Origin of the sequence: Micromonospora sp. CPCC 206061 (assembly GCF_036906915.1) — a bacterium.
Classification (GTDB): Bacteria; Actinomycetota; Actinomycetes; order Mycobacteriales; family Micromonosporaceae; genus Phytohabitans.
On sequence record NZ_JBAKHX010000009.1, the window covers coordinates 61,833 to 76,109 of the forward strand.

General features: G+C 72.0%; 20 protein-coding genes. 1 reads left to right on the top strand and 19 read right to left on the bottom strand.

Annotation, left to right across the window (positions count from 1 at the left end; translation table 11 throughout):
- Positions 1-19: 19 nt before the first annotated feature.
- From V6V89_RS09895 to V6V89_RS09915, 5 genes are read right to left on the bottom strand one after another with little or no spacing between them, the layout of a single operon-like run.
- On the bottom strand, positions 20-448 hold the full coding sequence (locus V6V89_RS09895) for a hypothetical protein (protein WP_334618714.1): 429 nt from the start codon (positions 446-448) through the stop codon (positions 20-22).
- A gap of 12 nt (positions 449-460) precedes the next feature.
- Positions 461-1,360, bottom strand: a complete 900-nt coding sequence (locus V6V89_RS09900; protein WP_334618715.1) for a tyrosine-type recombinase/integrase — start codon at positions 1,358-1,360, stop codon at positions 461-463.
- Entirely contained in the window at positions 1,357-1,776 is a 420-nt protein-coding gene (locus V6V89_RS09905; RefSeq protein ID WP_334618716.1) for a hypothetical protein, read from the bottom strand. Before V6V89_RS09905 ends, V6V89_RS09900 begins: the two co-directional genes overlap by 4 nt.
- Entirely contained in the window at positions 1,773-2,102 is a 330-nt protein-coding gene (locus V6V89_RS09910; protein ID WP_334618717.1) for a hypothetical protein, read from the bottom strand. The genes V6V89_RS09905 and V6V89_RS09910 overlap by 4 nt, the downstream gene beginning before the upstream one ends.
- Positions 2,099-2,428, bottom strand: a complete 330-nt coding sequence (locus tag V6V89_RS09915) for a hypothetical protein (RefSeq protein ID WP_334618718.1) — start codon at positions 2,426-2,428, stop codon at positions 2,099-2,101. Before V6V89_RS09915 ends, V6V89_RS09910 begins: the two co-directional genes overlap by 4 nt.
- A gap of 707 nt (positions 2,429-3,135) precedes the next feature.
- Here V6V89_RS09915 and V6V89_RS09920 point away from each other — a divergent pair.
- Complete coding sequence (locus V6V89_RS09920) at positions 3,136-3,576, top strand: hypothetical protein (RefSeq protein ID WP_334618719.1); 441 nt, start codon at positions 3,136-3,138, stop codon at positions 3,574-3,576.
- Positions 3,577-3,667: 91 nt separating this feature from the next.
- Here the strand turns inward: V6V89_RS09920 and V6V89_RS09925 are convergent, their stop codons facing one another.
- From V6V89_RS09925 to V6V89_RS09990, 14 genes are all read right to left on the bottom strand, one after another.
- Positions 3,668-4,327 carry a hypothetical protein gene (locus V6V89_RS09925; protein ID WP_334618720.1) on the bottom strand — a complete coding sequence of 220 codons (660 nt, stop codon included), beginning with the start codon at positions 4,325-4,327 and terminating at the stop codon, positions 3,668-3,670.
- A gap of 279 nt (positions 4,328-4,606) precedes the next feature.
- Positions 4,607-5,533, bottom strand: coding sequence for an N-6 DNA methylase (locus tag V6V89_RS09930; RefSeq protein WP_334618721.1), 927 nt, complete (start codon positions 5,531-5,533; stop codon positions 4,607-4,609).
- An 84-nt stretch (positions 5,534-5,617) separates the two neighbouring features.
- A complete protein-coding gene (locus V6V89_RS09935; RefSeq protein WP_334618722.1) occupies positions 5,618-6,811 on the bottom strand; it encodes a hypothetical protein in 1,194 nt (397 codons plus the stop codon).
- A complete protein-coding gene (locus tag V6V89_RS09940) occupies positions 6,808-7,788 on the bottom strand; it encodes a hypothetical protein (RefSeq protein WP_334618723.1) in 981 nt (326 codons plus the stop codon). Before V6V89_RS09940 ends, V6V89_RS09935 begins: the two co-directional genes overlap by 4 nt.
- Entirely contained in the window at positions 7,785-8,573 is a 789-nt protein-coding gene (locus V6V89_RS09945) for a deazapurine DNA modification protein DpdA family protein (RefSeq protein ID WP_334618724.1), read from the bottom strand. The genes V6V89_RS09940 and V6V89_RS09945 overlap by 4 nt, the downstream gene beginning before the upstream one ends.
- A complete protein-coding gene (locus tag V6V89_RS09950; RefSeq protein ID WP_334618725.1) occupies positions 8,570-9,346 on the bottom strand; it encodes a hypothetical protein in 777 nt (258 codons plus the stop codon). The genes V6V89_RS09945 and V6V89_RS09950 overlap by 4 nt, the downstream gene beginning before the upstream one ends.
- Positions 9,347-9,447: 101 nt before the next feature.
- Positions 9,448-9,975 (bottom strand): hypothetical protein, encoded by a 528-nt coding sequence (locus V6V89_RS09955; RefSeq protein ID WP_334618726.1) that lies wholly within the window; start codon positions 9,973-9,975, stop codon positions 9,448-9,450.
- 157 nt (positions 9,976-10,132) lie between these two features.
- Positions 10,133-11,086 carry a hypothetical protein gene (locus V6V89_RS09960; protein WP_334618727.1) on the bottom strand — a complete coding sequence of 318 codons (954 nt, stop codon included), beginning with the start codon at positions 11,084-11,086 and terminating at the stop codon, positions 10,133-10,135.
- 132 nt (positions 11,087-11,218) lie between these two features.
- Complete coding sequence (locus V6V89_RS09965; protein WP_334618728.1) at positions 11,219-11,512, bottom strand: hypothetical protein; 294 nt, start codon at positions 11,510-11,512, stop codon at positions 11,219-11,221.
- Between the two features lie 162 nt (positions 11,513-11,674).
- A complete protein-coding gene (locus V6V89_RS09970) occupies positions 11,675-12,175 on the bottom strand; it encodes a hypothetical protein (RefSeq protein WP_334618729.1) in 501 nt (166 codons plus the stop codon).
- Positions 12,176-12,367: 192 nt separating this feature from the next.
- The gene (locus V6V89_RS09975) at positions 12,368-12,958 is read right to left on the bottom strand and encodes a hypothetical protein (protein WP_334618730.1); all 591 of its coding nucleotides are present in this window, start codon (positions 12,956-12,958) and stop codon (positions 12,368-12,370) included.
- A 113-nt stretch (positions 12,959-13,071) separates the two neighbouring features.
- The gene (locus tag V6V89_RS09980; protein WP_334618731.1) at positions 13,072-13,329 is read right to left on the bottom strand and encodes a hypothetical protein; all 258 of its coding nucleotides are present in this window, start codon (positions 13,327-13,329) and stop codon (positions 13,072-13,074) included.
- 44 nt (positions 13,330-13,373) lie between these two features.
- Positions 13,374-13,901 (bottom strand): hypothetical protein, encoded by a 528-nt coding sequence (locus V6V89_RS09985; protein ID WP_334618732.1) that lies wholly within the window; start codon positions 13,899-13,901, stop codon positions 13,374-13,376.
- Positions 13,902-13,930: 29 nt separating this feature from the next.
- Positions 13,931-14,218 carry a hypothetical protein gene (locus V6V89_RS09990; protein WP_334618733.1) on the bottom strand — a complete coding sequence of 96 codons (288 nt, stop codon included), beginning with the start codon at positions 14,216-14,218 and terminating at the stop codon, positions 13,931-13,933.
- Between the last annotated feature and the right edge of the window lie 59 nt (positions 14,219-14,277).

Sequence of the window (14,277 nt, forward strand, 5' to 3'; positions counted from 1 at the left end):
GTCGTGTTCCCTCCGGAGATCATGGCTGGCCGCGCAGTCGGCGGAGTCGGGCTCGTACGTCGTCCATCCATTCGGCGTGGACGCGGTTGACGTAGTCAGCGCGGGCGGGGTCCGCGTTGAGGAACGGTCCGGGTTGGTGGAGCCGGCAGCCGGGGCAGACGACTTCGTCGGCCTCGGCGGGGCAGGCGAACGTGGTGCGGCACTCCTCACGGCAGCAGGTGCGCACCGCGTCTCGGGCCAGGAATGCTGCGGTGGTGACTGTGTAGGGGTGGCCGGCGGGGGTGCACATCAGCCGGATCTCGTTGGTGGGGTCCAGATCGCCGGTGGGTGTGACGCGGTAGGTGGCGCTGCCGGAGGCGGCGACCACGCCGCAGGTTGGGCAGCGGGTGTAGACGGTGTCGAAGTCGGGGCACCCGTCGACGAATTCGTAGAAGGGAACGGTGGCCATCGGCGGCGATCCTTATTCGAAGATCCGCTCGACGACCTCGGCCTGTTCGGCTGGGCCGACGCGGAAGTAGCGGGCGCTGGACTCGATGGAGGCGTGGCCGAGCAGGGCCTGGACATGGGCGGGGTCGGCGCCGCCTTGGCGTAGCCGGGTGGCGTAGGTGTGCCTCAGCCGGTGCGGTCGCAGGCCGGGGATGCCGGCGGCGTCGCCGACGGCGAGCACGACCTGGGTGATGCCGGAGATGGTCAGCGGGCCGCGTTGCCCGGTCCACAGTGGTCCTGGCTGGTTGCTGCGGAGGCGTATCCACGCGCTGATCCGTTCCCGGGCGATCGCGGGCAGCGGCACCCACCGAACTTCGTCGCCTTTGCCGTGCAGCCGGATCTTGCCGGTGCGGGCGGTGATGGCGACGTCTTCGAGGTCGAGGCGGGCGCATTCCTCGACGCGGGCACCGGCGTACAGCAGCACGTCGACGATCGCGGCGTCCCGTTCGCCGCGGCGCGCGGCGGCCCGTTCCACCGCCCCTTGCTGGTGGCGCGTGAGTGCATCCGGTTCCCCGGGCCGGGGCACCTGGGCGCGCTTGACGTCGATGCGCAGCCCGGCGGCGTGGTCGTACATGAGGGTCACCGCGGCGAGTGCCTGGTTGACCTTGGCCGGGCTGGCCTTGGCGCGCAGCAGGTGCCGGCGCCAGGCGGTGACGGCGGCCTCGGCGCCGACGACGTCGGCGAACGCGTCGGGGTGAGCGTCGGTGTGCCGGCCCAGCCAGGTGACGTAGGCGGTGCACTGCCGCCGGTACGCCTTGACCGTGTTGGCGGCCAGCTTGCACCGGTCGAGGTAGCGCTCGACCGCGGCCAGGGCCTGCCCGGCGGCCGCGGTGGTGTCGGCGCGGGGGTGCAGGGGGAGGACGTCCGCGGTCACCGGTTGCCGTCCATGGCGGTGCCGCCGACGACTCGCACCGCCGGGGGCCGTGGCTCGAGGCCGAAGGCTTCGGCCGCGGCCCGGTCGAGGTGCAGCTGCCGCTGCGCGGCTCCGTCCTGGCAAGACCGGGGCATCCCACGGCAGGCGAGGAACTGATCCCCGGTGGCCGGGTCGGCGACGACCTGGACGTACCTGCTGCGCAGCGCTAGCCAGTCGTGGCCGGCGTGGTCGGCGCCGCACAGCGCGCACTTCGGTTCCGTGAGCGGGTGAGCCTCCACCAGAGCGGCCAGCGCCCGGTCCTCGCTGACCCGCGGGGTGGTCCGGGCGCCGCAGGTGCAGACCGCGTAGACCCTCCCGCCCGATGGGACCAGGCCGTCGATGAGATGGACCCGCCGTGGGGCAGCGGGCGCCGTCATGCCCGGTCGCCTTCCACCGGGGCGGGACGCCCCGTCCAGTACGAATCGTGGCCGGATTCCACGTACTGGCGCGTGGCGCCGATCGCGTCTTCTGGACTGAAGTAGGTGCGGAACAGCTTCCACCATGCCTCGTACTCCGCCTGCTGTTTGGGCGCCAAGGCGCGTGGTGCGCGTTGGTAGTACTCGACCGCCGGCGCGGCGATGGCGAACAGTTCGGAGCGCGTCATGGCGGCGATCTGCTCCTCGGTGGGCAGCGCGCCGGGGCGCGGCGGCCGCGGGTGACCCCAGTCGACCTCGGCCACGCGATCGTGGCGCTGGCTCGTCATCGCGCGCGGCGCGGGTCGTCGGGGTCGACCAGCGGGAGGAGGTCGGGTCTCGGGGGAACATCGATGAGGATCAGGTCGTACTGGCTGGTGGCCCGCTCGACCGCGGAGCGCAGCTGCGCGTGGCGGTCCCCGTCGTCGAGCCGGGGAGCGCCGTCAGTGTCCGTGATGAGCACCGGCTTGGTGGGCAGGGCGCCGAGGTGCACCGTGGAGGTGGTCTTGCCGACGCTGCCCTTCCCGGAGGCGAGCGCCGCTGCGACGTCGGCGAGGGTTACGGACGGGGCGTCGTTGGTGCGGTCGGTGTCGGCGTGCTCGGGGGTCTCGGCCACGGGCCGTCTCCTTGTTATCCGCTGAGTTTCGGCCCGGGTTTCGTGGCCGCTGGGACTACGTTATCCGCTGAGATCCTACCGTGGCTCAGCGGATAAGAGTAGTTATCCCCTGAGCCGTGTGGAGTCCCTCAAGGCGCCTCGCATGAACATGTGATCGTCGACCACCCGCCGCCGCGGACCGGCGTGCTCGGCCAACAACCGCCGCACCGCCGGCGGCCGCGCATCCGCCCGCCCATCAGCACCCATCACCAGGCGTCGATGATGCAGCAGCGGTACGACACATTCGCCGCACCGCGTAACGACTCCGGCCGCCCTCCGGGCCCGAGCTCGGCCGCCCACCGTCCGGGCCACGGTAGGTCGGTCGGGTGCCAACCCCGTTCAGCGGGGGCAGATGCCGCGCGGGCTTAGTCAGGCCAGAGATCCCGCAGTAGGCCGAGACACTTAGCCGGCGCGCCCTCGGACAAATACCTGGCGCTCAACATTGCGGTCGCCCTCGCAGCGAAGTTCGGGGCACGGCGGGCGCGCGTCGCCGTGGGTTGGCCGGCTGCGCGGCGCGGATCGGCCGGGCGCGGGTGTGAGGGCTCGGGGTACCGACGGGGCAGGCTCCGCGCGCGGCGGCGGGCTGTGACCTTGGGTCTGGGTGCGTCGCCGGCCGGCGAGTGATCGACGTCCTTGCATCGTGGCAGACGCGGGCTATGGTCCAGAACATGCCAGATACACGGGGACGGCGAGACGCGGAGAAACGCGCCCGCGAATTGCTCAGCGGCAAGGTCGCGTTCATCGGCGACGTGGGACAAGCGGCGGCGGAGCGTGTCGCCGCGCAGGAAGGAGTGCAGGCGGCCCGAGAGCGGGCGCGCGAGTTGATCGAGCAAGCCCGCCGTGAAGGCGACCGGTTGATCGAGCAGGCTCGGTCGCGGGTGTCCGACGCTGACGCGGGGTATGCCGAGGCGTTCCGGCGGGCGGTGCAGGAGGGCTGGTCGGCGGCGATGCTGACCGCGATGGGGTATGCGGCACCACCGCGGCCCGCGCGTCGGGTGGCGCAGTCGTCGACACCGGATGATGCGGTGCGGGCGGTGCCTGCCGTGCCGGCGCAGCGACCGGTCGAGCCGGTCGTCGACGAGCAGATGCGCGAGGCGACGGCGGCGTAGACGGGTCAGAGACGTTCAGCGGGGGACGGCTCTTACTCGAACACACGGAAGGCCACGTCCCGGTGGACGTGGCCTTCTGCGTGAGCCGTGGCTAGTTCGAGGCGGCGGCGAGCCGATCCCGGGCTTGCTTGAGCAGAAACTGGGCCAGAGAGTGGCTGACCCCGAGGGCGGCCGCCAGCTCGGTGTAACTCATGTCACCGCCGGCGCCGCGCAGTGCGTTCACCGCGTCGTCGATGGTCGGGCTGTCGCCGCCTTTGCGGCCGGCACCGGCCCGCTCGCCGGGCCGGTTGTCCAGCCAGGCGATCATGCGACTGCGTTTCCAGGAGTACCGCTTGCCGGTGCCCCGGTAGTCCTCCTCGTCGTCGGGCTTCAGCAGGTAGCCGTCACGGCCGGCGTCCCACTCGGGCTTGGAAGTCTGGACGTACCGCTTCCACGTGCCCTGGGTAATGCCGGCTGCGGCCCGGAACGTGGTGGCGGGAAGCAGTTCGTCGGGGTCGCCGTCGCGCAGCCAGGCCGGTGCACGGCGGGGGGTGTCGGGGTGCTGCTCCCGCAAGGCGTCGGCGTGCGCGTCGAGGTCGTCGAGGGCGTACCACTCACGGCGGTCCTCGGTGCCGATCGAGGCGGGAAAGCCGGAGGTTGGCCGCTGTTTCGGGGAGGCGCGCAGGGCGATCGTTTGTACGGAGACGCCGAGCACCTCGGCGGCGCCGGCGCGGTCGGTCGCGCGGCGTCCGTTGATGGTGCGGATCTCCACGTTTGGTACCCCGCTGACGGCCTGGCCCGGATAGGGGGGATGGCCGGGGGCCGCAGAGCGGCGCCCGGGGCGGTGAAGCCCCGAGCCGGCAAAGCCCCGGCCATCCTTCAGGAACCCCCGACGCGGAAAGGATCCGGTCGAGAGGTTTTCGATGGTACCGGTCGCGTGGGTGTGGTTGGCATCTGAGTTCCGGCGGTGTGTCGTGGTCGGCACGGCGGCGTTCCCTTCGAGGTGGCCGGCGCCCGGCCCGGATTGCGGCGGGTCGGGCGTCGGCAGGGGTCAGGCTGCGGGTGGTTCGAGGGCGGTGGTCAGCATGTCTAGGACGACGATCTGCCGGGCGACCTGCAGGCCGATGATGCCGTCGTTGCGGTCCTGGACGGCGCGGTCGATCCAGTGCGGGTCGAGGCCGTCGTCGCAGCCGATGACCACGTTCGGGCCGAGTCCCCACAGGTGGGCGTTGACGGCCAGGCACGCCGCGGCGAGGGGGTCGATGTCGTTGGCGTACCAGGTGTGATCGGCAGGGTCGAGGCCCCGCTGTCGAAGGGCGCGCGCCGCGCCGCACAGCAGGGCGCCGGTGCCGGCGGCCGGGTCCAGGATCGACTGGCCGGGTGGTCGTTCGGTCGCTTTGGTGGCTTCGGCCATGAGCCCGCCGAGGTTGATGAGGGCCAGCGCCTCGGCCACCGGCTGCGGGGTGTAGAACTGGCCCCGGCCGGCTTTGCTGCGGTGGCTGCGCAGCATCTGCAGCAGGTTGCCGAGCAGGTCGGTTTCGCGGCACTGGTCGATGTCGGCGGCGAAGGTGAGGATGCCGGCCCGCAACGCGGCCCGGACTGCGGTGTGCGCGCCGGACAGCTGCCAGTCGCTGGGGTTGTCGTGCAGCCAGGAGATCAGCGGCATGACGCGGACGGCGAGGTCCGGGCGGGTCGTGACGAACGCGCGCCAGATGCCGCGCAGGAGGCGGGCGAGGTCGGCCGGGTCGAGCCGGGCGACCAGCTGCGCGGGGTCGGGGCCGTCCGGGTCGGCGCGACCGCCGCACAGGCTGAGCGCCGCCACGACGGACACCGGGATGTGCAGGTCGGTTCCGGTGGAGTGGTGGCGGCTCCAGGCGACGTCGACGGCTTCGGCGATCCGCCACGCGTGGCTGCTGGCGTCGCCGGGCCGGCGCGGGCCGCGGGGCGTGACGGGGCGGCTGGATCGAGGGGTGGACATGGTGCGCTCCTTGTCAGCACAGGGTTGGTGGACAGCGGTCGGGTGGCCACCGCGCGGGTGGGCCGCGCGGGTGGGCCGGGGCGTTCACGGGATGAGCGGGGCGGTGCCGAATAGCGCGAGTTGCTGTTCGGTGGTGGTGGAGCGCCAGAGCCGCTCGAAGCCGGTGCGCTGCTTGTCGATTGCGCCGGCGGGGGCGACCAGGAGCAGATGCTCGGCGGTCGGGTACGGCAATGCCGCGCGGCGCAGCCAGGCTCGGTGCACGCCGATGTCGTCGACGTCGACGGGCACGCCCGCGGCGGCCGCGCGGCGGGCGAGGTCGGCGCGCAGGGTGGCGTGGTCGCCGGTGGCGAGCTGACGCAGGCTGCGCCAGGCAGTGCCCTTGCGGTCGGCCTGGCCGCGGCGGGCGGTGTAGACCCGCCGGATCTCGATCAGGTTCCACGCGCCGGTGGCGCGCCGCTGTGCGGTCTGACGCAGCGCGGCGGTGAAGCCGTGCCGGGCCGCGAACTGGTGCGCGCTGGTGCGGCCGAACAGCTTGGAGCGTGGGTTGCACGCCAGCGCCGCGTACTCGAGGTCGAGTGCGTCGTGGGCCGCGTCGGGTTCGCGGCGCCACCGCTCGGCGAGTTCGTCGGGATTGGTCGCGCTGAATGGGCAGTAGGTGCAGCAGCTGCGCTGCCACCGGACCCCGTAGACGTCGGCCAGGTACGCGTGCGCCCGGGTGCGGTCCCAGTCCCACCGCGCCAGCGGGTAGAAGGGCCGGCGCGCGTTGCGGGTGTAGCTGGTGTCGCGGGTGATGCGGGCTTGTTCGTGGGCGCCGAACCCGATGACGTGGGTGTAGTCGCCGCCGATGTGGTCGGCGATCCACGCGTCCAGGGGCTCCCCCTTGGCGCGGATCGAGCAGCGTCGCTGGCCGTGGGCGACCTGGGGCACGGTGGCGTTGGCGCGCAGTTCATCGGATAGCCGCCACGGGCCGCGCATGTGCATGGCGGTCGGGGCGCGGCTGTCGTCGAGGACGGCGTACCCGGCGGCGCTGGACTGCCCGGCGCGGGACAGCTGCACGTATCGAACGCTGTTGTGCCGCAGCAGGGGCAGAACGTGGGTGGTCATGAGTTCGCCAGTGGTGGCGTACTCGTCGCCGGTCATCGCGGTGAGCACGACCAGGCGGTCCAGGTCGAAGCCGCGGCTGTCGGGGTCGAGTAGCCAGCGGGTGAGCAGCGCGACGCTGTCGGTGCCCATGCCGAGGCTGAGCACGACCGGCCGGTTCGGGTCGATGGCGTTCATCGGGGCCGTCCCGTGGGTACGGCGACCGATGGGAATATGTGGGTTGGGTATGGGCCGTCGACGACGCCTCGGATGTCGACCCGGCGGCGTTGTTTGCGTGGGCCGGTGGGCCAGGCGAATTTGTAGTTGCCGGGGTGGTCGTACTCGACGACGCCGAGGTCTTTGAGCGTGCCGTTGAACCAGGCCGTCAGGTCGGTGCCGGGTTTCGGTGCGGTTGCGCCGAGTTTGATCAGCCTTTGGATGACGCCCTGGGCGCCGCGTTCGCCGCCGACGATTTTGCTGGCGCTGCGGCCGACCAGGGTGGTGCCGTCGGGGAGCAGGAGGTGGACTCTGGCGCGGCCGCGCTTGAGTTGCCGGCCTGACATGGCGGCGTAGACGGTGCCGCAGTGACCGGGGGTGAGGATTTCGACGGTGCCGTCGGGCTGGATGCGGTGGCGCCCAACGGGGTCGCAGTAGGCCAGCACGCCACGGACGCCGAGCCGGCCGGCCAGCCGGAGAGACCGGGCGCAGAACCATGACTCGGCCGGCGCCAAAACGCGGTCGAGCAGCACGAGCCTGTTGAGCTCAAGGGCCTGCTTGTACGGGGTGAGGCCGGGGAAGGTGGCGGGGAGTACGAACCGGTTCATCGGGTTGCCGAGGGTCAACGCGCCGACGATCTGCCCGCGTTTGTGCGCCCGGCCCGGTTCGGGCAGGCAGTCTCTGCGCAGCGGCTGCAGGTCCAGCCATTGGGCGTCGGGGTCGGGGTCGGGCCAGAGGTCGACTAGGACGTACCCGAGCACGGTGCTGGCTCGGCTGCGGCTGTAGTGATGTTGGGCGATGAACTGGCCGACCGGTGCGGTGCGCAGCGGTGCCACGGTGTAGCGGGCGGGGTCGAAGCCGCCTTCGCTGGTGGGGCGCCAGGAGTGGTCGCCACGGCGCCATCGCTGGCACCACTGTTCGGCGCCGGGCAGCATGAGCGCGAGGTGGTTCGTGGTCATGCCGCCACCCCCGTACGGTCGTCGTGGCTGGTCGTGGGCCGGTGGAGGCGGGCGAGCAGTTCGGAGCGCCAGGCGAGGGCGTAGGGCTGGCAGTTGGCTTCGGTGGTGTGGGTTGGGGTGCAGCCGGGCTCGTGGCGGCCGGACACGCTCCAGGCGAGCGAGTCGGCGGAGGCCAGCCGGTCGCCGTAGTCGAGCAGGCCGGTGGTTTTGACGCCGAACCCGTGCAGCGGCAGCTCGGTCTCGCGGGCCAGTTCGGTGAAGATCAGGTAGGCGCTGAGGGTGTTCTGCCGGCGGCAGACGGACCCAACACCGACGACCGGGTACGCGGACAGGTCGACCCCGGCACGCTCGTACTGCTCGGCGTGGTGAAGGTGGTCGCCGCGGCACCACCCTTGCAGGACCGGGATCAACGGCAGGTCCGCCGCGATGCTGCGCAGTTCGATGAAGTCGGCGGTGGTCAGCCGCTGGTGCTCGGCGGTGCTGCGGCCGGTGCGGGCCAGGATGTCGGGCTCGCACATGTGGTCGCGGGGTGCGGCCCATTGCAGCCGGTCGATCTCGTCGCGGTAGCGGCGTACGGCGGCGACGTACTGCCGGGCGCTGGTGCGCCATTCGCCGTACAGGGACAGTTCGGAGAAGCCGCTGTCGAGCGCCCATGGTGCGGCGGCGCGCGGCAGGGTGCGGCGGCCGGCGAGGCGGCGGTGGGAGACGAACAGTGGCACGTCGGAGGCGGCCAGCCACGCCGGCTGGTGGGTGCCGAGGTAGAAGGTGGGCAGTGTGGCGGTCACGGCTGGCCTCCGGCGGCCAGGCGCTGGCGCAGCGCGGCCAGTGGCAGGCGGTGGCGTTGCCCGCCGCGCTGCTCGGTGAGGATGGCGACGTCGCCGAGTTCGGCGCGTAGCCGGTTCTCTTCGCGTTCGGCGGCGGCGTACCGGTCGGGAAGCACGTCCAGCACGCGGGCCCAGTGCCGCTTGCCTGCCCTGACGCATGTCGATCCGCAGTTGTTGTGCTCGAAGCCGAGTCCGTAGAGCCGCGGCGGGCGTAGCCCGAGTTGCCGGGCCCAGTTGAGCAGGTCGTCCTTGCTCAGGTGCGGCGGCCGTTCGAGCAGGGGGAACCGGACGTTCCATGGTGCCCAGCCGGCGGCGATGCCGGGGGCGCGGCCGCGGTCGCGGGGCGAGGTGTCCAGGCCGATGTAGAGGGTGGTGGTGGCCGGGTCCGCGTGGGCTTCCAACCACCGGCGACACGGCACGATCTTGAGCCAGTAGGTGCACGGGGCGACGCGGCTGTTGCCGAGGTAGCGAACGTCGTGGAACAGCTGCCACGGGTTGCGGCCGTCTGCCACGCGGGTCAGCGGGACGCCGAGCTGTGCGGTGGAGTCGTCGAGAAACCGGTACAGGTCCTCGTCTTCGGTCAGCACGTCGGCGAACAGCAGCACCAGGTTGGCGGTGCCGTGTTCGGCGGCGACGCGTTGGGCGGCGGCCCAGCTGCCGATGCCGCCGCTGTACTGCACGACGTGCAGGCCGGTGGCGGGTGTCGGCGGGTGGGTGAGGGTGCGCGTGGGCACGGTGGGTCCTTTCGGTCAGGGGTTCCTGGTGCCGAGGTGGGCGCCGGTTTGCCGTCCGGCGCCCGCCCGGGTTGGTTCGCGGGGAGGGTTAGGCGTGCGGTTCAGTTGGGTCGTGTGGCCGCGGCCCGGTCGAGCGCGGCGAGGCGGGCGGTGTGCAGCCGGGCGAGAACGGTCAGGTGGCGGTGCGAGAAGTGCCGGGCGAGCAGGGCCAGGACGCTGGCGACCCGGTCGGCGGTGGCGGCGGGCGCGGGTCGGGCGCCGTCGGGGGTCTCGCGGGTGACGCTGACGCCGAGGTCGTGCGTGCTGACCCGTACGGCCGGGGCGGCGCGGGCGATCTCGACGGTGGTGGTGCCGGTGAGGCGCAGCCCGTTGGCGGTGGGTCGGTCGACGCGTCGTCGGAAGGTGTCGGGGTCGGCGCCGGGCGGCGGGGGTGGGCCGTCGCCGAACACCATGGCGAGGCGGCCGGTGCCGGGCTGCTGCGTCGGGGTGTCGAGCAGCGGGACGGCGACGACGACGCCGTGCACGCGGGGGCCGCTGAGGTGGTAGCGGGTCGCTCCGATGGTGAGGTCGTCGTCGAAGGTGATGGTGCTCGCGCCGTAGCCGGGGACGAGTCCGATGAACGTGGGCATGGTCTTCTCCTGGTGTGACGTCGGTGGGTGAGGCGTGGTCGGTGACCGCGCGCCCGGAGCCGGGGGTGCGGGGGCGGCGCGTGAGCGCCCCGCACCGGCCCCGGGGCGCTCGATGCGGCCCGGGACCGGTCCCCCTGCTGCGCGAGGGCTGCGGCGGTCAGGCGGCGGCGGCCGTCGCGGTGACCTGGGTGGGCCGGGTGGCGAACGCGAAGCTGGCATCGCGGGCGGAGCGGGCGAGGGTGGCGGTGAACGTCATCCGCGCGCCCCGGTAGGCGTCGGCGTCCCAGCCGAGCTTGCGGCCGATCTCGGCGGTGCGGGTCACCCACACCGCGAAGCCCCGGTCGTCGCGCACGATCAGCTTGAGTTCGCGCCGGCCCCTGTAGCCGTCGTGCTTGCGGACCGCAACGACGGTGCCGCAGACGCTGACGCGTCCCTCCGGGGCCTGGCTGTCGGGCTGCTCGGCGCGACGGCGCGCGGCGGCCTCGCGGTCGCGCATCTCGAGCAGGGCCTCGACCTGGCGCGGCGTGAGGTGGGTGGTTGACGGCCGGTCCCAGAAGCTGGCCACGCTGTCGGCGAACCGGGACACCGGAAGGTCGGCGGCCTTGACCCGCGCGTGCAGGTAGATGATCGCCTCGACGTGGCGGGGGTCGGCGGACAGCCACGCGGTGCGCTGCAGCCGCCAGCTGACGCGCTCCCGGCGGGCGGCGGCCTGCCCGCGCAGCCGGTCCAGGTGCTCCACGGCGTCATCGCCGAACCGGTTGTCCAGGCAGGTTTCCCCGACCGGCAGCAGCTGCCCGGTGGGCAGGTGGCGCAGGACCGCGACGTAACGGGGGCGGGCGCCGCAGTGGTCGCACCGGCCGCCGCCGCTGCGGTTCCAGTGCCCGTCCGGCATCGCCTGGGCAGCCAGCCGGGCGCGCCAGTGCTCGGCGATCTGCGGCGCGTCGCCGATCTGCGCGGCGATGTCCATGGCGAGGCTGTGCCGGTCCGGGTCGTCCAGGTAGGCGTCGCAGTCACGCTCGGGCTCGTTGTCGAACGCGGCGACGAACCGGTAGTCGTCCGGGCGCAGGTGGCGCAGCGTGTGCGGGTCGGTCCGCACGAGGGTCGTGGTCACGCGTAGTGCCCTTCTGTCGTCGGTGGGTTCCTGGTCGGGGTTCGGGTTTGCCGTCCCTTACCACGACCATTTAATTGTACCCTATTAACCCTCGGCTGGCAAGTCGATCGCCAGCTCCCAGCCGGTCACCACTTAGGACTTCCTGGCGACGTCGCCCTTGTAGACATCGCCCTCGATGTAGGTCAGCAGCGAGCCGTCTGCCGGGGCCCGCATGACCCAGAAGTACCTTGCTTCGCTCCAGGTGAATCTCCAGCCAGCCTCACGAAGACACTCGCTGACTGACAGGTCCCCGCCGCCGCCGGCGAAGAACGCGTCACCCGAGCTTGGCGGGCCGTACCGGTTGAGGATGGCGATCACCTCGTCAGCGGTCGCTGCCTTGCGCAGCTCGTCGCACTGCGCCTCGATGGCTTTCCAGAAGTCGTCCATGCCGTCCGTCCTTTGTGGGTAGTTGTCGGGCGTACCAGGGGTGGAGCCCCACAGGAAGCGGACGCGCTCGACGGCTCACGCCGCGCGATCCCCTTCGTGGGCGGGTTCCTGGCCGGGGTTCGGGTTTGCCGTCCCTCACCCCGACCATTTAATTGTACCCTACTAGCTCTCGGTTGGCGACTCTGGAGCCGGCTCGTACTGGCCGGCCTGGCAGCCGGCCCGGCGGCCGGGCGCGTGCCTCCAATGGCGCGCGAGCGGGCATACGCAGAGGCCATCCTCGTCGGCCCAGACCTGCGGGTCGGTGAGCAGGGCGACGGTGGCCGCGTACCTGTGCGGCTCGGTACGGCGCAGGTGCTCGGCCAGCCGGCGCGCGGCGTCCAGGTCGACGGCGAGTTCCCGCGCGTCGTAGTAGCGGGCAACACGCTCCAACTCGGCATCGGCGCGCGGGTCGTGTGCCGGGTAGCCGGTGAGCAGGTTGAGCCACCGGTCCGCGGTGAGTGAGAACGCCACGGCCTTGATGTACTCGCCGCTGGCGTCGTCCCGTTCGATCAGGACAGTCCCGAGCCGGTGCGTGGTGTTGTCCGCGATGACGATTCGGTCATCGGGCTTGAGCTCGGCGCGCTGTGCCGCGGTGAGCGTGCCGAGCCGGATCGGTTCGGGCATGGGTGCACTCCTGGGGTGAGGGTGGTTACGGACCGTGCGACGCGCGCCGGGGGAGCGCGAGGGGGCGGCGCGGAGCGCCCCTCGGCCGGAGTCGGCGCGCTCGATGCGCAGCCGGCTCCGTTACCCCGGCGGGCGGTGAGGGCCGGTCCCGCCCCGGCCGGGGAAGTGCCGGGGCGGGTGCCGGGGTCCGGGTCAGGCGGCGGTCAGCCGCTCGCGGGCGGCGGCGAGGCACACCGCCATGTGCTCGCTGGGTAGGTAGATCCGCCCGGTGGGGCTGTCCCACACGCTGTTGACCGTGGCCGGTTCCTGGCCGGTCGTCTTCAGGTGTGCGGCGATGGCGTTCACCTTGGCGTCCCACCCGTCCCACTGCCGGGCGTAGCGGCGGGACAGCCGCATGAGGGCCTGGTATGTAGCGCGCTGCTCGTCGGTGAACTGCTCGACGATGCCCCGGTAGCGCCACCACGCGTCGTTCTCCGGCGTGAGGCCGTACTCGCTGACGCCGGTCCACTGCACGTGGTCCTCGTCGTCCAGGAACATCACGGCCATCAGGGCGTACGTGCTGCCGTGCGGCTTGTTCCACGAGACGTTGCCGCGCCGGGCGTCGGTGGTCTGGCTGACGAACCGCTGCTGGCCCTTCTTGGCGCCCTTGGCGGCGGTCTCGATCCAGTAGCGGATCTTGCAGCGCAGTTGCCGGGAGCGGCTGTACGGGTAGTCGTCCACGAGGTAGGCGGTGTCCTCGCTGGTGTGCCCCTGCAGGACGCGGACGCGCTCGATGCTGCTCATGCCTTGGCGATCCCTTCGTCGGTGGATTCCTGGTCGGGGCTCGGGTTTGCCGTCCCTCACCCCGACCATTTAATTGTACCCTACTAAGTTCGCATTCTGCAACCGGGACCGGTTCAGATTCCGGCTTCGAGGGCCACGTGCAGGGCCTGCGCCGGGGTCATCTCGTCGTCGTAGGCGTCGCGCCAGCAGTAGTCGGGCAGATCGAAGATCGACAAGCCAAAGTGCTTGTACGCCAAGGCGTCGGCCACGAGCAGGAAGGCGGCGAACTCGCGGTCACCGTTGGCGTAGCGCAGGTGCTCGGCGCCACGTTCGGTCAGCTTCGCGTCGATCTTGGCGCGGCTGTTGTCGTCGATGATGTCGATCCAGGCCATCGGGGCACTCCTTTAGTGTCTAATGTGGATGATCGGGGGTAGGCTCACTGGCCGGTGTCGGCGTAGCGCTGGGCGCAGCGTCGGCACATCGACCGGTTGCCCCAGGTGGCGAAGATGGCGGCGCCGGGGCAGCCGATGCTGTCGCACCCGTCGACGGACATGCCGTGGTGGTGGCGCCACACGCTGCGGGTGATGGGCTCGATTGCGTGCGGGATCTCACGCGGGAAGACCCGGTGCGGGATCGACCGGCCGTTGACACGGATCGACCACAGGTCGCGGTCGGTTCCGGCCGGGCGGCGGTGCGCCACGACCACGAGGTGCCGCCCGTCGATCATGACCATGATGTCCGAGCGAAGCTCGACCATCGGGTGCGGCATGTAGGGGCTACGGGTGACGGCCTGCCAGGTTTGCCCGCGCAGGGTGGTGCACAGGGCGGCGGCCAACTCCCGGGCGTGCGTGGTGGCTCCGCACTCGGCTGGTACGGGCTCGGCCGGTACGGCGTGCACCTCCATGCGCCGGTAGATGGCGGGGATCTCGATTGGCTGGGTGGTGGCGGGGGCGGTGATGGTCATCGCTGTGTCTCCTCGCGTCGGGTGGGTGGTCACAGGTCGGCGGTGGTCACGTCGTAGGGCACGCCGTGCCACTGGGTGAGGTAGTCCAGGACGTGCGCGGGGCGGGTGAACTCCTGCTCGTGGGCGTCGTCGGGCAGGCGGCCGTCGCTGGTGTCGATGCGCCACGCGCCGCTGTCGTCACGAGTGAGGACCACGACGCAGAACCCCTCGGGCGCCCATGCGCGGGCCTCGTCGGCGTCGTCCTCGGCGTAGAGCGGCTGGCTGGTGATGTCGGTGCCGTTGCGGCAGAACTGCCAGTGCACGGGCACGGGCTCCATGGGTCGGCTCCCTTCGTGGCTGGGCGCGGGTTGGTGGCCTCGCCGGCGGCCGGAGTGGG